This is a genomic window from Actinoplanes sp. NPDC048988 (genome assembly GCF_043197815.1).
Taxonomy (GTDB): domain Bacteria; phylum Actinomycetota; class Actinomycetes; order Mycobacteriales; family Micromonosporaceae; genus Actinoplanes.
Genome location: NZ_JBICTW010000004.1, coordinates 239,621 through 255,274, shown reverse-complemented (window position 1 = coordinate 255,274; position 15,654 = coordinate 239,621). Strand labels below are relative to the sequence as shown.

General features: G+C 71.1%; 19 protein-coding genes. 10 read left to right on the top strand and 9 right to left on the bottom strand.

Annotation, left to right across the window (positions count from 1 at the left end; translation table 11 throughout):
- Window positions 1-303: 303 nt before the first annotated feature.
- From ACGFJ7_RS15555 to ACGFJ7_RS15545, 3 genes are read right to left on the bottom strand one after another with little or no spacing between them, the layout of a single operon-like run.
- A complete protein-coding gene (locus ACGFJ7_RS15555; protein WP_392642529.1) occupies window positions 304-1,536 on the bottom strand; it encodes an alpha-hydroxy-acid oxidizing protein in 1,233 nt (410 codons plus the stop codon).
- A 23-nt stretch (window positions 1,537-1,559) separates the two neighbouring features.
- The gene (locus ACGFJ7_RS15550) at window positions 1,560-2,342 is read right to left on the bottom strand and encodes an inositol monophosphatase family protein (RefSeq protein ID WP_392642528.1); all 783 of its coding nucleotides are present in this window, start codon (window positions 2,340-2,342) and stop codon (window positions 1,560-1,562) included.
- An 11-nt stretch (window positions 2,343-2,353) separates the two neighbouring features.
- Window positions 2,354-2,632 carry a GNAT family N-acetyltransferase gene (locus ACGFJ7_RS15545; RefSeq protein WP_392642527.1) on the bottom strand — a complete coding sequence of 93 codons (279 nt, stop codon included), beginning with the start codon at window positions 2,630-2,632 and terminating at the stop codon, window positions 2,354-2,356.
- Window positions 2,633-2,674: 42 nt separating this feature from the next.
- On the opposite strand from ACGFJ7_RS15545, the gene ACGFJ7_RS15540 reads away from it, so the two are divergent.
- The 7 genes from ACGFJ7_RS15540 to ACGFJ7_RS15510 all read left to right on the top strand — a co-directional run bounded on the left by ACGFJ7_RS15540 (window position 2,675) and on the right by ACGFJ7_RS15510 (window position 6,761).
- Window positions 2,675-3,001: a hypothetical protein gene (locus ACGFJ7_RS15540; RefSeq protein WP_360239588.1), complete on the top strand. Its 327-nt coding sequence runs from the start codon at window positions 2,675-2,677 to the stop codon at window positions 2,999-3,001.
- 84 nt (window positions 3,002-3,085) lie between these two features.
- The gene (locus tag ACGFJ7_RS15535) at window positions 3,086-3,910 is read left to right on the top strand and encodes a DUF1206 domain-containing protein (protein ID WP_360239585.1); all 825 of its coding nucleotides are present in this window, start codon (window positions 3,086-3,088) and stop codon (window positions 3,908-3,910) included.
- 93 nt (window positions 3,911-4,003) lie between these two features.
- Window positions 4,004-5,173 (top strand): mechanosensitive ion channel domain-containing protein, encoded by a 1,170-nt coding sequence (locus tag ACGFJ7_RS15530; RefSeq protein ID WP_360239582.1) that lies wholly within the window; start codon window positions 4,004-4,006, stop codon window positions 5,171-5,173.
- A 79-nt stretch (window positions 5,174-5,252) separates the two neighbouring features.
- Window positions 5,253-5,690, top strand: coding sequence for a phage holin family protein (locus ACGFJ7_RS15525; RefSeq protein WP_360239579.1), 438 nt, complete (start codon window positions 5,253-5,255; stop codon window positions 5,688-5,690).
- Window positions 5,687-6,007: a DUF3618 domain-containing protein gene (locus tag ACGFJ7_RS15520; protein ID WP_360239576.1), complete on the top strand. Its 321-nt coding sequence runs from the start codon at window positions 5,687-5,689 to the stop codon at window positions 6,005-6,007. The genes ACGFJ7_RS15525 and ACGFJ7_RS15520 overlap by 4 nt, the downstream gene beginning before the upstream one ends.
- The gene (locus ACGFJ7_RS15515; RefSeq protein WP_360239573.1) at window positions 6,004-6,276 is read left to right on the top strand and encodes a DUF4235 domain-containing protein; all 273 of its coding nucleotides are present in this window, start codon (window positions 6,004-6,006) and stop codon (window positions 6,274-6,276) included. Before ACGFJ7_RS15520 ends, ACGFJ7_RS15515 begins: the two co-directional genes overlap by 4 nt.
- Window positions 6,277-6,557: 281 nt before the next feature.
- Window positions 6,558-6,761: a cold-shock protein gene (locus ACGFJ7_RS15510; RefSeq protein ID WP_011905669.1), complete on the top strand. Its 204-nt coding sequence runs from the start codon at window positions 6,558-6,560 to the stop codon at window positions 6,759-6,761.
- A 116-nt stretch (window positions 6,762-6,877) separates the two neighbouring features.
- Here ACGFJ7_RS15510 and ACGFJ7_RS15505 read toward each other — a convergent pair whose 3' ends face one another.
- Together ACGFJ7_RS15505 and ACGFJ7_RS15500 are read right to left on the bottom strand one after the other, a co-directional pair.
- Window positions 6,878-7,114, bottom strand: coding sequence for a hypothetical protein (locus ACGFJ7_RS15505; RefSeq protein ID WP_360239570.1), 237 nt, complete (start codon window positions 7,112-7,114; stop codon window positions 6,878-6,880).
- Entirely contained in the window at window positions 7,108-8,085 is a 978-nt protein-coding gene (locus ACGFJ7_RS15500; RefSeq protein ID WP_360239567.1) for an aldo/keto reductase, read from the bottom strand. Before ACGFJ7_RS15500 ends, ACGFJ7_RS15505 begins: the two co-directional genes overlap by 7 nt.
- 69 nt (window positions 8,086-8,154) lie before the next feature.
- On the opposite strand from ACGFJ7_RS15500, the gene ACGFJ7_RS15495 reads away from it, so the two are divergent.
- Entirely contained in the window at window positions 8,155-8,916 is a 762-nt protein-coding gene (locus ACGFJ7_RS15495) for a trans-aconitate 2-methyltransferase (protein ID WP_392642526.1), read from the top strand.
- A 17-nt stretch (window positions 8,917-8,933) separates the two neighbouring features.
- Window positions 8,934-9,956: an adenosine deaminase gene (locus ACGFJ7_RS15490; protein ID WP_360239562.1), complete on the top strand. Its 1,023-nt coding sequence runs from the start codon at window positions 8,934-8,936 to the stop codon at window positions 9,954-9,956.
- Here the strand turns inward: ACGFJ7_RS15490 and ACGFJ7_RS15485 are convergent.
- From ACGFJ7_RS15485 to ACGFJ7_RS15470, 4 genes are all read right to left on the bottom strand, one after another.
- Window positions 9,935-10,093, bottom strand: a complete 159-nt coding sequence (locus ACGFJ7_RS15485; RefSeq protein WP_179855454.1) for a hypothetical protein — start codon at window positions 10,091-10,093, stop codon at window positions 9,935-9,937. The two genes, ACGFJ7_RS15490 and ACGFJ7_RS15485, sit on opposite strands and share 22 nt — an antisense overlap.
- A gap of 14 nt (window positions 10,094-10,107) precedes the next feature.
- Window positions 10,108-12,348 (bottom strand): RICIN domain-containing protein, encoded by a 2,241-nt coding sequence (locus ACGFJ7_RS15480; RefSeq protein ID WP_360239558.1) that lies wholly within the window; start codon window positions 12,346-12,348, stop codon window positions 10,108-10,110.
- A gap of 204 nt (window positions 12,349-12,552) precedes the next feature.
- Window positions 12,553-13,812, bottom strand: coding sequence for an ATP-binding protein (locus tag ACGFJ7_RS15475; protein ID WP_392642733.1), 1,260 nt, complete (start codon window positions 13,810-13,812; stop codon window positions 12,553-12,555).
- Window positions 13,813-13,946: 134 nt separating this feature from the next.
- Window positions 13,947-14,636, bottom strand: a complete 690-nt coding sequence (locus tag ACGFJ7_RS15470) for a response regulator transcription factor (RefSeq protein ID WP_360239552.1) — start codon at window positions 14,634-14,636, stop codon at window positions 13,947-13,949.
- A gap of 96 nt (window positions 14,637-14,732) precedes the next feature.
- On the opposite strand from ACGFJ7_RS15470, the gene ACGFJ7_RS15465 reads away from it, so the two are divergent.
- Entirely contained in the window at window positions 14,733-15,620 is an 888-nt protein-coding gene (locus ACGFJ7_RS15465; RefSeq protein ID WP_360239549.1) for an ADP-ribosylglycohydrolase family protein, read from the top strand.
- Window positions 15,621-15,654 lie beyond the last annotated feature (34 nt).

Here is a 15,654-nt window from a genome sequence, read left to right as displayed (position 1 = left end):
GCTCGGTGGCCGCTCCCTCCTCCGCAGCGGCACATGACGTGTCGCGGCTTTCTCCATGCCGGGCGCCGCGAACGTCGCCCCGCGAGAGGACGGCCCGGCTCGGCCGCGCGATCCTGAGGATCGGCTTCTCCGGCGCCGCCTCGTACCGGCGGCCCAGGCCGGCACGGACACCGTCCAGCGCCGCGAAGCCGCCGCCGCGGAGGCCCGGTGAAACTCACGTGCTCCTCGGGGACTCGTCACAGACCGGTGCCACTCGGCCGATGACGCCTCGCCCTTTGCCGGCGCGCACGCGCCGGCGGGTGGTCAGCGGGGGCGGGGGACCAGGCGGGTCAGCTGGGTGACGTGGGCGGGGGTCAGTTCCTCCAGGGAGTGGGCGCCGAGCAGCTTCATCGTGCGGATGATCTGGTCGGTGAGGATCTGGATCGTGCGGTCGACGCCGGCCCGGCCGCCGGCCATCAGGCCGTACAGGTAGGCGCGGCCGATGAAGGTGAACTTCGCGCCCAGCGCGATCGCGGCCACGATGTCGGCGCCGTTCATGATGCCGGTGTCGATGCTGACCTCGACGTCGTTTCCGACCTCGCGGACCACCGACGGGAGCAGGTGAAACGGGATGGGGGCGCGGTCGAGCTGGCGGCCGCCGTGGTTGGACAGGACGATGCCGTCGACGCCGAAGTCGGCGAGACGACGAGCGTCCTCCACTGTCTGGACGCCCTTGACGGCCAGCTTGTGGGGCCACATCTCGCGGATGACGCGCAGGTCCTCGTAGCTGATGGTCGGGTCCATGGCCGCGTCGAGCAGTTCGCCGACCGTTCCTCCGGTGGCCGACAGGGAGGCGAACTCGAGTTTCGGGGTGGTCAGGAAGTCGTACCACCACCAGGGGCGGGGGATGGCGTTGGCGATCGTCTTCACGCCCAGCTGGGGCGGGATGGAGAAGCCGTTGCGCTTGTCGCGCAGGCGGGCGCCGGCCACGGGGGTGTCGACCGTGAAGAACAGGGTGTCGAAGCCTGCCTTGGCGGCGCGTTCGGTCAGGGCGTACGAGATCTCGCGCTTGTTCATGACGTAGAGCTGGAACCAGTTGCGGCCGGTCGGGTTGGCCTCCTTGACCGTCTCGATGCTGGTGGTGCCGAGCGTCGAGAGGGTGAAGGGGATGCCCGCCGCGCCGGCCGCGGAGGCTCCGGCCGTCTCGCCCTCGGTCTGCATGAGGCGGGTGAAGCCGGTGGGGGCGATGCCGAACGGCAGGGCCGACGGGCCGCCGAAGACCGTGGTCGAGGTGTCGACGTTCGCCACGTCGCGCAGGACGTTCGGGTGGAACTCGATGTCTTTGAACGCCTGGCGGGCCCGGGCCAGGGAGAGCTCGCCCTCGGCGGCGCCGTCGGTGTAGTCGAAGGCCGCGCGCGGGGTGCGGCGCTTGGCGATCAGCCGGAGGTCTTCGATGGTGAGCGCGGCCTCGAGCCGGCCGGCCCGCCCGAGTTGAGGCTTCTTGAACTGCATGAGCTCGAAGATCTCGGCGGGTTTGGGGAACTGACGTTGGACCACCGGTGTCTCCTCAGGCGCGGGAATTAAGAGACTAGTACCGGCCGGACCACCGCGGAGAGGGCGGGCCACAGGCTGGGAGCGGCGCCGATGGTGAGCTCAGGGGTGAAGTCGTCGCCGTGGCCGCCGAGGACCACGCCGGCCTCGCGGGCGATCAGGGCGCCGGCCGCGATGTCCCACAGGTTCGTGTCGAGGGCCAGGCCGCCGTCGAGGCGGCCGGCGGCCTGGTAGACCAGGTTGAGCGCGGCCGGCAGGCGGCGGATGTCGCCGGAGACGGGCAGCAGCTCGCGGATGACCTTGGCGGCGCGTTCCTTGGTGGCCGGGTTGGGCTGGAAGCTGACGCCGACCAGCGCCTTGTCGAGCGACGGGCCGCCGGTCACGGTCAACGGGTGGTCGTCGAGGTAGGCGCCGCCGCCGTCGACGGCGCTGAACGTCTCGCCCGCGACCGGCTCGTGCACGACCGCGACGCGGGGCTGGTCGCCCTCGTACAGGGCCACGCAGACCGACCACGGGCCGGTCCGGCTGATGTAGTTGCGGGTGCCGTCGAGCGGGTCGACGACCCACATCCAGCCGCTCGTGCCGTCCCGGCCGTGGCCCTCCTCGGCCTGGACGGCGTCGCCGGGCCAGGCCGCGGTGATGGCGTCGACGATGAGGCGTTCGCTGGCGATGTCGACGTCGGAGACGACGTCGTTGGCGTGTGCCTTGGGCGCGCCGACCCGCAGGGTGTCGTGCCGCTCGAGCTGCAAGCGGCCGGCCTGGGCGGCGACGGTGGCGGCGAGGTCACGCGCCGCGGCAAGATCCCGGTTCATCGCCGGAAACACTAGCGGTAGTCGGCGACCAGGTCCTCGTACTCCGGGTGCTCGGCGACGAACTGGGCGAAGAAGGGGCAGGAGGGTACGACCTTGACGCCGCGGGCGCGGAACTCATCGAGGGTACGGGCGGCGAGCTCGTGGCCGCGGAAGGCCGGGTCGATCTCGCTGTGCACGATGACGGCCACGCCGTCGCGCATCCGGTAGTCGGCCTTGCCGCCCCACTCACCGTCCACGGTGAGCTCGAATCGGCGGTGCGAGGGGTTGTCCCGTACCTCAATGTCGCTCATCGACCCAATGTAGGGTCGCGCGGTCCCCGTATCCTGGCAAGGGTGTTGAAACCCACCCGGCGAATCGCCGCCGCACTCACCTCAGCCGCCCTCGGCCTCGCGTTGCTCACCGGTTGCAGCAGCGACAACGTCGACTGCGGACTCGACCAGTGCACCGTGACGATCCAGCGGGAGACGAGCGCCAGCGCGAGCTTCCTCGGCGTCGAGGCCAAGTTCATCAGCGCCGACGCCAACACGGTCACCCTCGAGGTGGCCGGCGAGCAGATCAGTCTGACCAAGGGCCAGCAGGCCGTCGAGGTCGCCGGCTTGCAGGTGCAGTTGGACAGCGTCACCGCTGACACAATCGGACTCCAGGTGTCAAAGGCCTGATAAGTCTTTAGTCGAGTCAAGGGCGGCGGTGGGGTGGTTGGATGGGGAGTTTGGGGATCTTGTGTTCTGGTGACATTCGGGGGCATGACGAGCACCGCCTCTAACGCCAAGTACGCAGCCTCTCGGGCCGCCGACAGTAAGCCGCTGGAGTATCTGGCCCGGGGCGGCTTCATCGGCTACGGCATCATCCACCTCATCTTCGCCTGGATCGCCCTCCAGGTGGCCTTCCAGGGTTCCTCCCAGGAGAGCGACCAGTCGGGCGCCCTCCAGACGCTGGCCGGCAACGGCCTCGGCAAGACGCTGCTGGTCGTCATCGCGATCGGAATGGCCGCGATGGCGATCTGGCAGGCGTTCGAGGCGGCCATCGGCGAGAGCGGCGAGCAGAACCGCATGGCCATCGCCGAGCGGGTGCTCTCCGGCGTCCGCGCCGTCCTGTACGGCTACCTCGCCTTCCTCGCCGTCAAGATCCTGCAGGGCTCGAACGCCTCGATGGGCGACAACTCGCAGAGCAAGTCGTCCACGCTGATGGACAGCACCGGCGGCCGCTGGCTGATCGGGCTGGCCGGCCTCGTGGTCCTCGGCGTCGGCGTCGGCATGGCGATCTACGGCCTGAAGCGCAAGTTCGTCAAGCACCTCAACACCCAGGAGATGACGCACGGCACGCGCCAGCCGATCATCCGGCTGGGCATGGCCGGGTACGCGGCCAAGGGCGTCGCCTACGCGATCGCCGGTGTCCTGTTCGTCGTCGCGGCCGTCACGTACGACCCGGAGAAGGCCCGCGGTCTCGACGCCGCGCTCAAGACGCTGGCCGGCAACTCGTGGGGCGTGTGGCTGCTGGCCCTGATCGCGGTCGGGATCGCCGCTTTCGGCGTCTACTGCATCGCGCAGGCCAAGTACCGCAAAGTGTGAGCATTTCCCTCTTCCGCTGCGGGACAGTTGCGGGGACCGGCGACCTGGGCAAGGTAGGTCGCCGTTCCCCGTTTTCGGCGACAGGAGAGGAATGTGCCTGACGTACTGAGGGCAACGCTGATCGTTCTCGGGTCGGCGGCCCTCGCCGTAGTGGTGGTGGAGATCCTGCACCGGCTGGTCACCAAGGCCGGTCACCGGTCGGCCATCGCGGCCGACCTGGCCCGTACGACCCACCGCCCGTTCCTGGCCACTGCCACGGTCTTCGCCGTGCAGCAGGCGATCCGGGCCGGCGCCGGCGAGTTCCCGGCCCGGGCGGGAGTGCTGCACACCCTGGTGATCCTGTTCATCGCCTCGTTCGCCTGGCTGGTGGCGGCGTTGTTGCTGGTGCTGGAGGACGCCGCGCTCAACCGCTGGCGCCTCGACGTGCCGGACAACCTCAAGCGCCGCCGCTTCAAGACGCAGGTGGTGATCCTGCGCCGGGTCACCGTGGCCGCCATCGTGGTCATGGCGCTCGGCGTCGCGCTGATGACCTTCCCGAACATCCGGGCGCTGGGCGCCAGCGTGCTGGCCTCGGCCGGCATCGTCAGCGTGGTCGCGGCCCTGGCCGCGCAGAGCACGCTCGGCAACGTCTTCGCCGGCCTGCAGCTCGCCTTCAGCGACGCCGTGCGGGTAGACGACGTCGTGGTGGTCGAGGGGGAGTGGGGCCGCATCGAGGAGCTCACCCTCACCTACGTGGCGGTGCAGATCTGGGACGACCGGCGGCTCATCCTGCCCACCTCCTACTTCACCACCAAACCCTTCCAGAACTGGACGCGTACGGGTTCCGCGGTGCTCGGCACGGCGGAGGTCGACGTGGACTGGGCCACCGACATCGAGCCTTTGCGTACGGAGTTGCGCAGCACCTGCGAGGGCTCGGAGCTGTGGGACGGCCGGGTCTGCGTGCTCCAGGTGACCGACGCGGTGGGTGGCATGGTCCGGTTGCGCGCGCTGGTCAGCGCCAACGACGCCGGCGCGCTGTGGGATCTGCGCTGCCTGGTGCGCGAGCGGCTGGTCACCTTCATCTGGCGGCACCAGCGCGACTCGATGCCGCGGGTGCGGGCCGATCTGAGCCAGCCCGGCCCGGCCGGTCCCGTACGGCCGGTCCCCAAGCCCGATCCCGACTCGCCGGACTCCCGCGTTTTCTCGGGAGGGGACGACGGCGACAGCCGGGGCATCGCCTTCGGCGGGCCGGAGGAGCCGGTGGCGGCGACGGGCCAGCGTTGATCGCTTTTGCCGGGTTTCCAGCAACAGGATTGACTCTCCGGTGATCAGGGCATACACCGGGACACGGAAGGAGGTCACCATGGCCGATGTTCTGAACGGCAGTGAGGCCAAACCGCTCGCCGATCAGTCCACCGCCGAGTTGGTGCAGCGCGCGAGCGACCAGATCAGCAGGTTGGTTCGTGACGAGCTGGCGCTGGCCAAGGCGGAACTCGCGGAGAAGGGCAAGCACGCCGGCATCGGGATCGGCCTGTTCGCCGGAGGCGGCGTCTTCGCGCTGTACGGCGTGGGTGCCCTCATCGCGACGCTGATCATCGTGTTCAGTCTGTTCCTGGACCTGTGGCTGGCGGCTCTGATCGTCACGGTGGCGCTCTTCGTGGTCGCCGGCGTGCTGGCCCTGATCGGCAAGAAGCAGGTGTCCAAGGCGGTGCCGCCCGAGCCGAGCGCCGCGATCGAGAGCGTCAAGGCCGACGTCGACGAGGTCAAGCTGGCCGTCGCTAAGGAGCGGAACCGGGCATGAGCGTGGACGACAAGAGTCAGCCCCCGGCGCCGAAACCGACGGTCGAGGAGCTGCGGGCCGAGATCAAGCAGACCCGGGCCGAGCTCGGCGAGACCGTGCAGGCGCTCGCGGCCAAGGCCGACGTCAAGGCGCGGGCCAAGGACCAGGTCGAGCAGACGAAGCAGCGTGTCCTGGACAAGGTGCGCTCGACCGCCGACAAGGTCAACCAGACTGGTGAGGACGCGGTACGGACCAGTCCTGTGCCGCTGCAGTTGGTCGTGGCCGGTGTGGTCGCGATCGTGGGTGTCATTCTGATCGTTCGAGGGAGGCGCCGGTGAGCGGCAAGGTTTCCAAGCTCGCTTACAAGCCGGTCGGGATTCTGCTGGGCATCGGGGCGGGCACGATCGCCGGCTTCGTCTTCAAAGAGGTCTGGAAGGTCGCCTCGGGAGACGACGACGCGCCGAACGCCACCGATGAGGACCGTGGATGGGGCGAGATTCTCGCGGCGGCCGCGTTGCAGGGTGCGATCTTCGCACTCGTGAAGGCGGCCGTCGATCGAGGCGGCGCCGCCGGTGTTCGGAAACTGACTGGTCAATGGCCGGACTGAAGATGTCTTAACGAGTGAAGGTCTCCCACATCGCGAGAGCGAAGTGGGGGACCTTTTCCGAATCAGCTGACCTTTTTCGTATTGGCTTGGGGGGAGCTTTACGAGGCTCTTTTCAGGTACAGTGTGGCCAGTTTTTGCGTACGTGGTTCGCTGCTTCCGCCGAGATCCTAGATCTTGACGGATGGGACGTCCTCTGAAAGGCCGCCTCACGGCGCCGCTGCTCGAAAACGGTCATCGGCCCGGGCATCACGGGGTCGGCATTTTCAGAAGGAGAGTTCAGCATGGCGCAAGGAACCGTGAAGTGGTTCAACGCAGACAAGGGCTTCGGCTTCATCACCGTTGACGGCGGGGGTGCTGACGTGTTCGTCCACTTCTCGGCCATCCAGACGAGCGGTTACCGCACGCTGGAGGAGAACCAGCGGGTCGAGTTCGAGATCGCCCAGGGCCAGAAGGGCCCGCAGGCGGAGCAGGTTCGCCCGCTCTGAGACCCTGTCGGCCCTAGGCCGGCTGCCGATCGCCTGGCGGAGGTCGGCGTTCCAAACCAATGAATCCCCCGCATCCGGTCTCGGATGCGGGGGATTCGCTCTTTCCCAGAGCTTTTTCAGGCTCGCTTGGAACGGGCCCGGGCGCGCTGACCCAGAATGATCAGAATCAGTCCGGCGATGGCGATGGCGGGGCCGACGAACGACCAGATGGCGACGCCGCTCATCCGGCTGTCGGTGATGATGTCCAAACCCTGCAGTGTCCACAGAGCACCGACGACCAGCGCCAACACCCCTAAAGACATGAGAAGCCAGCCTTTGAGTTTTTTCGGAGGCGTTGCCGCTTCGTTCACCATCTGTCGTGAACCTGCGGGCGGATCAGCTCGTCATAGACGGCCGTGACCGTCTCGTGCGTCTCCGCGGACAGGGGCGCGAGGTCGGCCGCGGACGCGTTCGCGTGCGCCTGCGACTGGTTGCGGGCGCCCGGGATGACGACCGTGACGGCCGGCTGGTCGATGATCCAGCGCAGGGCGAACTGGGCCATGGTGGCGCCCGCGGGCACCAGCGGCCGCAGCCGCGACACCGCCTCGAGGCCGGTCGCGAAGTCCACGCCGGAGAAGGTCTCGCCGACGTCGAACGACTCGCCGTGCCGGTTGTAGTTGCGGTGGTCGTTCGCCGCGAAGGTGGTGTGCTCGTCGTACTTGCCGGAGAGCAGGCCGCTGGCCAGCGGCACTCGGGCGATGATGCCCACGCCGGCCTCGGCCGCCGCCGGCAGCACCCGCTCGAGCGGTTTGAGCCGGAACGCGTTGAGGATGATCTGCACGCTGGCCGTGCCCGGGCGGGCGATGGCGGCCAGGGCCTCGTCGACCTTCTCGACGCTCACCCCGTACGCCTTGATCCGCTTCTCCTGGACGAGCGTGTCGAGGGCGTCGTAGACGGCGTCGGTCGAGAAGACCGGCGTCGGCGGGCAGTGCAGCTGCACCAGGTCGAGGGTGTCGACCCCGAGGTTGGCCCGGGACCGGTCGGTCCAGGCCCGGAAGTTGTCGAGCGTGTAGTTGCCGGGCTCCTGGGCGACGCGACGGCCCATCTTGGTCGCGACGGTGAGCTGCGGTTTGTCCTTGATGAAACTGCCGATGATCTGCTCGCTGCGGCCGTCGCCGTAGACGTCGGCCGTATCGATGAAGGTAACGCCGGAGTCCACCGCGGCCTGCAGGGTCGCGTGCGCGTCGGACTCGCTCACCTCGCCCCAGTCGGCACCCAGCTGCCAGGCGCCCAGGCCGATGACCCCGACTGTCCGTCCCATCCTGCGAAAACTTCGATTCTCCACAGGTTCGCACCCTACCGTTCTCCTGATAGTTTGCTTGCAAAACGTACGTACGGTTTGGGAGGAACGATCATGTGGGATCCGGCCGTCTATGCCCGGTACGGCACCGAGCGCTCGCGCCCCTTCTTCGACCTGGTCAACCGCGTCGGCGCGGCCTCGCCCCGAGCGGTCGTGGATCTGGGCTGCGGCCCCGGCGAGCTGACGCTCGCGCTGGCCGAGAGGTGGCCGTCGGCCCGCCTGACCGGCATCGACTCCTCACCCGAGATGATCGAGAAAGCGCGGGCGCACGGTGGGCCTGCGGTTTTCGAGATCGGTGACGTCCGCGACTACCGTCCCGCCGCCGACGTCGACGTGCTGGTCACCAACGCGACGCTGCAGTGGGTGCCGGGACATCAGGACCTGCTGGCCCGCTGGGCGGGGGAGCTGCCGGCCGGCGGGTGGCTGGCCATGCAGGTGCCGGGCAACTTCGGGGCGCCCTCCCACCGGCTGCTGCGCGAGGTCGGCCGCCGCTACGGGCTCGGCGACGTGCTGCGCGAGGCGCCCGTCGACGACCCGGTCGATTACGCCGGGCTGCTGGTCGCGGCCGGGGCCGAGGTCGACGCGTGGGAGACCACATACGTCCATCTGCTCCCGGCCCATGAGCCGGAGCATCCGGTGCTGCGGTGGATGGAGGGGACGGCATTGCGTCCCGTCAAGGCCGCGCTGGACGAGAATGCTTGGCAGTCGTTCCGTGCCGACCTGGCGCGGGAGCTGGCCGGCGCCTACCCGGCGGCCGGCGACTACGTCGCGTTCCCGTTCCGCCGCGTCTTCGTGGTGGCCCGGGTCGCCGCTTGATCGCTCCTGGAGAAGAAATGACCGAGCTGACCTCGTTCATCGCCGGCCTGCCCAAGGCCGAGCTGCACGTCCACCACGTCGGCTCGGCGTCGCCGCGGATCGTCGCCGAACTGGCCGCGCGCCACGAGGGCAGCACGCCGGTGCCGGCCGACCCGGCCGCGCTGGCCGACTACTTCGCCTTCCGCGACTTCGCGCACTTCATCGAGGTGTACCTCAGCGTCGTCGACCTGATCCGCGACGACGAGGACGTGCGGACGCTGACCTACGAGGTGGCCCGCGAGCTCGGCCGCCAGCAGGTCCGGTACGCCGAGCTGACCATCACGCCGTACTCCAGCGTGCGGCGCGGCATCGCGGCCCCGGCCTTCTGCGCGGCCATCGAGGACGCCCGGCGGGCGGCCGCCGAGGAGTTCGGCGTCGAGCTGCGCTGGTGCTTCGACATCCCCGGCGAGGCCGGTCTCGTCTCGGCCGAGGAGACGCTGCGGGTGGCGCTGGAGGAGCAGCCCGACGGCCTGATCAGTTTCGGGCTGGGCGGACCCGAGATCGGCGTACCCCGGCCGCAGTTCAAACCGTTCTTCGACAAGGCCCGCGCGGCCGGGCTGCACAGCGTGCCGCACGCCGGCGAGACCACCGGCCCCGAGACGATCTGGGACGCGCTGCGCGAGCTCGGCGCCGAGCGCATCGGGCACGGCATCTCGGCCGCCCAGGATCCGGCGCTGATGGCCCACCTGGCCGAGCACGGGATCCCGCTGGAGATCTCGCCGACCTCCAACCTGCGGACCCGGGCGGTGCCCTCGCTCGACGAACACCCACTGGCGACCCTGGTCGGCGCCGGCGTGCCGGTGAGCATCAACTCCGACGACCCGCCGATGTTCGGCACGACGCTCGATCAGGAGTACGCGGTCGCCGCCCGCCTGCTCGATCTCGACGCGCGTGGCGTCGCCGGGCTGGCCCGGGCCGGTGTCGAGCAGAGCTTCCTCGCGCCGGAACGCAAGAAGGCCCTGCTCGCCGAGATCGACGACTACACGGAGCGCAACGCGTAAAGGGGCTCCTGCCACACCGCCAGCACGACCACGATCCCGATGGTCAGGATCGCGATCACGCGGATCAGGCGGCGCTTGTTGAACCTGGCGGGGCCCTCCTCGGGCTCTGCCAGGGGCTTGCTCAACGTGCTGGGCATGGCTACCTCCCGGTTCAGTCGGGTACCGCCGTCCAACTCTGGTGACGCTGGCCGTTGCCGTTCTGGAGCACGAGCACCCGGTGGGCGCCGAAACGCTGGCCGCCCACCCCGGCGACCAGGTCGCCGACGGTCGTGCGCAGGGTGAATCCGTACGGCGAGGCCTGCAGGGTCCACTCGGCGCCGCCGGCCGCGCAGTCGACCTGCACGAGGGGCGCGCCGGCGACCACGTCGCCGCCGAGCGGGCCGACGCACTTGTTGGTGGCCCGCGACACCAGCGAGTAGCTGCCGCGGCCGGCCGGCACCAGCTGCCACTGCTGCTGGGCGTCGTCGTCGGTGCCGCTGAGGGTGATCGGCGTGCCGAGGGCGGTCCGGGCCGCGTACAGGTCGGCGGCGCCGCCGGTCAGCGCGTTGGTCAGGGTGAACCACGAGCTCTGGGCGGGCCGGGCGGCCGGCGCCGTCTCGACGGTGACCCGGGCCGCGTACCCGAGGACGGATTTGACCGTGAGCTGATAGCGCGCGGCCGGCCTGAGGCCGATCAGCCGGGCCCGGGTCGCCTTGGTGGTGGCGATCGGCTGCTTGTCGACCCAGACCTCGTACGTCGCGGTCTCGGAGGCGGCGCTCCACGTGAGGCGCACCGAGCTGCTCGTCGCGTCGCGGACCTCGACCACGGCCTGGACCGCGCCGCCCTCCTGGACGCCGTCGCGGGCCGGCACCTTCTCCGTCGGCACGGTGGTGGCCGACGGGCTCGGGCTGACCGTCGCGGCGACCGGCAGGGCCGCCGCCTCGGCCCCGGGGTCCACGGTGGTCTCCTCGTCCGGGACGGCCGGGCTCTCGCTCGGGGTGACCGAGGGGGACGGCGGGGCGTCGCCGCCGCCGTCGGCCGTGCCGGGACCGGCGCTGGGCGTCTCGGTGGGCGCCGGCGTCGTGCTCTCGCTCGGCGTGGGGGAGGACGGCGACGTGGTGGCCGTGGCGGGCGGAGCGGCCGTCTCGGCCGGTTCCGGGGCGCCGGGCACGTCCGGGATGTCGTCGCCGCCGTCGCTGCGCAGCAGGAACTCGCTCTGCGCGACGTTCCAGTTCTTGTCCAGGTAGCTGCCCGGCCTGGGGTCGGTGCTGAAGTAGTCGTCGTGGCCGCAGTCGAGACGCGTCTCGTGCTTCTTGGGGCAGACGGTACGCACCTGCTTGCCCGAGCGGTCGGGCCCGCACAGCAGGTCGTAGTCGTCGAGGCAGTTGCCCAGGCCGCTCGAGTTGGGCGAGCCGGCCTGCATGGCGCCGAGCGAGCGGGTCAGCTCCTGGGCGGCCATGGCCGAGCTCCAGCAACCCGCGTCGACCCGGCCGTACGACGGGCCGCCGTTGTTGCGGTTGCTCAGCCCGGGGCGCCGGTCGGCGACGTAGGTGGCGATACCGCAGTAGACGTTGGCGTCGGCGAACAGCAGGTATTTGCGGTCGGTGCGGTTGTAACCGAGGGTGCGCAGCGCGGCGATGCTGCCGGCGAACGACCCGAGCTTGCCCGCGGGCACCTGCACCTCGGAGACGTCCACCCGGCACTGCGGGGTGGTCACGAAGCGGACGTGCCGCGAGCCGCCGGTCTCGGCCGCGCTCTCGTCGAAGATCTGGTCGACGCCGGCCGACCACGTGCGGATCGAGCCGAGGAACTCGGTGTACCGGCTCGGCGTGCCGAACTCGTGCAGGTAGATGACCTGGACGCGCTTGCCGCCGCGACCGTCCCCCTCGCAGGCCACGTCGTGCGCGCCGATGATGAAGTCGGCGTCGCCGGGCGCGGCGTCCGGGATCAGGGCCGGCGCGTCGGCGGTCAGCGCGCTGCCGCCCTCGTCGCGGGCGATCTCGGCGTCGGCCGGCACGGCCGAGGCCGGCTCGCGCCGGGGCTGCACCGGCTCGGGGGCCTTGTCCGTGACCGGGCTGACGTCCCGGCGCACCTTGAGGCCGACCGGCGCCGGGTCCGGCCCGTGCGTGCACGTCTGGTCGTCGACCTGGTAGGACCCGGCGCAGACGGTGCCCGCCCGGGCCGGTTGCAGGCCGTCGTAGACCAGGCCCTGGTCGGGCACGTCGCGCGGCATCGAGGTGAGCGCGAGGTCGCGGGTCGGCGCGGTGCCGGCCACGTTGTCCACCACGCTGGGGCCGACCACGCCGCCGACACCCAGCAGCGCGAGGCCGAGGGCGACAGGCAGCAGCCGGTGGCTCCGCGAGCGGGCCGCTCGGCGGTGACCCTTGGGGACCGGCCGGCGGTGGGTGGACAACTCAGCTCCTTGCCTGACGGGTGCGCGGTGGGAGGTGGCGATGGGGCGACCACCTCTCACCGCGCGGGGGCCTCCGCGGCTCGTCTCGTGGGGACGGAGCGGGCCGGGAAGCCGGATGGGATCGGAGGGAAGGTTGCCAGCCCGGGCGCGCGGAGGGAACCCCTTTAATACAGATCTAAGCAACGATTCGGTCCCGTTCAATCGTCAGCGGGACGGCTTGCCGCCGCGCTCGCGGGCGAGACGTCCGACAAGGCCGAAACGGTTCACCTGCTTGGGTGTCGCCTCGGCGTCGGCGAGCAGCATGACGACGCTGGCGCCGCCCATCGCGGCCCGGTCGAGGTCGACCGATCCGCCGGCGGCCTGGGCCGCGCGGCGGGCGATGTCGAGCCCGAGACCGGTCGAACCCTGATTGCTCTGGCCGCGTTGCATCGCTCTCTCCGGATCGGGAATTCCCGGGCCCGCGTCGTCGACCCGCACCGCCACCCAGCCGTCGCGCCGGGAGATGCCCACTTCGAACGCCGTGCCCTGAGGGGTGTAGCGGAACACATTACCCAGAATCGCGTCGAGGGCGGCCGCCAGTTCGGCCCGGGCCACCGGCACCGGGATGCGCATCTGCGCCCCCACCACCCGGTAGGTGCGGTTCTGGTCGTCGGCGAGCGCCGACCAGAAGGTCATCCGTTCGCGTACCACCTCGCTGACGTCACAGACGCCGGGCTCGGGCGCGGAGGCCACCTGGGCCGCGACCGCCTGCCGGGTGGTGTTGATCAGCTGGTTGACCTCGCCCTCGAGGGTGACGATGGCCTGCCGGATGCGGCGGATGCCGCGCCGGCGGTCGACCTCGTCGGCGGTCAGGTCGATGATCTGGGTGTCGTCCGGGTCGAGCGCCTCGGCGTCCAGGCGCAGCGCGGTCAGCGGGGTGCGCAGCCGGTGCGACAGGTCGGCGACCAGCTCGCGTTCGTTGGTGCGCGAGGTGACCAGGCGGTCGGCCATCCGGTTGAAGGCGTACCCGGCCTCGGCCAGCTCGCGCGGGCCGGACGGCGTGATCCGTACGCCGAGGTCGCCGCCGCCGACGGCCAGGGCCGCGTGCACCAGGTTGCGCGCCGAGTTGACGGCGCCCCGGGCCAGCCGGTCGACCACGATCACGGCGCCCGCGACCAGCACCAGCGCGATGCCGAACAGCAGCCACCAGTCCCGCGCGGTGCCCTCCCTCAGCTCGGCGTCGGGCACGAAGACCTCGACCACGGCCGTACGGCTACCGACCGTCACCGGTTGCAGACGGGCCACCCCGCCGTCCACGTCCACGGTGATCGTGCCGCCACTGCTCGCGGCGCGCCGTACGTCCTCGGCCGGGGCCTGGCCGCCGGCGGCCTGGCCGGGCGGGTGGACGGTGGTCTGGCCACCGGCCGCGACCACGGTGGCGGTCACGCCCTTGGCCGGCGCGCCCGAGGCGATGGCGCCGGCCACGGTGGCGCTGCGCCGTTCGGCGGCGGCCAAGGCCTGGTCACGATGGTCGTTGCGGAGTTCCCAGCCGAGCGGGACCAGGAAGGCCAGCGCGGCCACGGCGGTGGTGGCGGCCGTCGTGTAGGCCAGCCGGGCCCTCAGTCCGGCGCCACCAACCGGAATCCGACCCCCCGCACGGTGCGCAGGTAGCGAGGTTTCGCCGCGGACTCGCCCAGTTTCCGGCGTAGCCAGTACAGGTGCACGTCGATCGTCTGGTCCTCGCCGACCGATGGCTGTCGCCATACCTCCTCCAACAGCTCACGGCGTGAGACAACTCGGCCCGGACGGGCGGCGAGGTACGCCAGCAGGTCGAACTCCTTGCGGGTCAGCGCCAGCGGCTGATCCGCCAGGGTGGCGCTGCGCTCGCCCACGTCCACCCGCAGCTCGCCCACCTCGTGCACGGCCGGCTGGGCCGTGCGGCTGGCGCGGCCGACGCGCCGCAGCACGGTGGCGATGCGGGCGTCCAGGTGGGCGCCGGTGAACGGCTTGACCATGTAGTCGTCGGCGCCGGCGCGCAGCAGCCGGACGACGGTCTGCTCGTCGTCGCGGGCGGTGGCGATGATGATCGGGATGTCGGTGATGCCGCGCAGCATGCGCAGCGCGTCCGAGCCGTCCAGATCGGGCAGCCCCAGATCGAGCACCACCAGGTCGGGCGTCTCGGCGGCGACCCGGCGCAGCGCGTCCAGCGCCGTGCCGACGGCGTGCACGGCGTGTCCCCGATCGGCGAGCGAACGGAGCATGGCGCCGCGCACGACGTGATCGTCCTCGACGAGCAACACCGTGGCCATGCGAAGAAGGTACTGCGGTTGGCAAGCTGGTCCTAACCGGTCATCCAGGGACACCGGTCGATTACCTAACGTGACCTATTACTATCCGTACTGCCGATGTCATTCACTCTTTTTCCCGGTACGCGCTTGGCCCTGGCCCTCGAGAGCCTTGCGGGCCTGAGCGTGGGCGACGCGCTCGGCGCTCAGCACTTCGTGGCCAAGGTCGACCTGGCCGATCCACCGCCCGCACCCTGGGAGTGGACCGACGACACCGAGGAAGCCTGCTGCCTGGTCGCGGTGCTCACCGAGGGCGACTTCGACCGCGACCGCTTCGCCGACCTGCTCGGGCGCCACCACGACCCGTACCGCGGCTATGGTCCCGGCGCGGTGGTGATGCTGCGCGAGATCCGCGAGGGGCTGCCCTGGCCGATCGCCGCGGCCGCCGCCTTCGACGGGCAGGGCTCGGCCGGCAACGGCGCCGCCATGCGGGCCGCACCGCTCGGCGCCTGGCACGCCGACTCGCTGACCCACGCGGCCGCCCAGGGCGCCCGCGCCGCCGAGGTCACCCACGCGCACGCCGAGGGCATCGCCGGCGGGGTCGCGGTCACGGTCGCGGCGGCCGTGGCGGCGGCGGGCCGGCTCGACGGGCAGCGGCCACCGCTGCTGCGGGCGGTCGCCGCGCACACCCCCGACGGGCCCGTGCGCGACGGCCTGGTGGCCGCGGCCCGGATCACCGACCCCGGCGAGGCCGCGTACGAGCTGGGCAACGGCGCCCGGGCCATGGCCCGCGACACCGTGCCGTTCGCGGTGTGGGTGGCCGAGAAGTTCCTCGACGACTACCCGGCGGCGATCGGCGCGTGCGCCACCGCCGGCGGCGACGTGGACACCACCTGCGCCATCGCCGGGGGCATCGTGGCCGCGTACACCGGCCTGGACGGCATTCCGCCGTCCTGGTTGTCGGCCCGCGAGCCGCTGCCCGGCTGGCTGGCCGCCGCGACCGAGTGACCGGCCCGGTGATCTGCCACCCATTCGCTACCTC

Bases quoted from the DNA above. Each gene is read 5' to 3' on its own strand.
- ACGFJ7_RS15550 (WP_392642528.1), bottom strand. From the start codon at position 2,342: ATGAACCGGGATCTTGCCGCGGCGCGTGACCTCGCCGCCACCGTCGCC.
- ACGFJ7_RS15545 (WP_392642527.1), bottom strand. From the start codon at position 2,632: ATGAGCGACATTGAGGTACGGGACAACCCCTCGCACCGCCGATTCGAG.
- ACGFJ7_RS15535 (WP_360239585.1), top strand. From the start codon at position 3,086: ATGACGAGCACCGCCTCTAACGCCAAGTACGCAGCCTCTCGGGCCGCC.
- ACGFJ7_RS15525 (WP_360239579.1), top strand. From the start codon at position 5,253: ATGGCCGATGTTCTGAACGGCAGTGAGGCCAAACCGCTCGCCGATCAG.
- ACGFJ7_RS15520 (WP_360239576.1), top strand. From the start codon at position 5,687: ATGAGCGTGGACGACAAGAGTCAGCCCCCGGCGCCGAAACCGACGGTC.
- ACGFJ7_RS15510 (WP_011905669.1), top strand. From the start codon at position 6,558: ATGGCGCAAGGAACCGTGAAGTGGTTCAACGCAGACAAGGGCTTCGGC.
- ACGFJ7_RS15505 (WP_360239570.1), bottom strand. From the start codon at position 7,114: ATGGTGAACGAAGCGGCAACGCCTCCGAAAAAACTCAAAGGCTGGCTT.
- ACGFJ7_RS15495 (WP_392642526.1), top strand. From the start codon at position 8,155: ATGTGGGATCCGGCCGTCTATGCCCGGTACGGCACCGAGCGCTCGCGC.
- ACGFJ7_RS15490 (WP_360239562.1), top strand. From the start codon at position 8,934: ATGACCGAGCTGACCTCGTTCATCGCCGGCCTGCCCAAGGCCGAGCTG.
- ACGFJ7_RS15485 (WP_179855454.1), bottom strand. From the start codon at position 10,093: ATGCCCAGCACGTTGAGCAAGCCCCTGGCAGAGCCCGAGGAGGGCCCC.
- ACGFJ7_RS15470 (WP_360239552.1), bottom strand. From the start codon at position 14,636: ATGGCCACGGTGTTGCTCGTCGAGGACGATCACGTCGTGCGCGGCGCC.
- ACGFJ7_RS15465 (WP_360239549.1), top strand. From the start codon at position 14,733: ATGTCATTCACTCTTTTTCCCGGTACGCGCTTGGCCCTGGCCCTCGAG.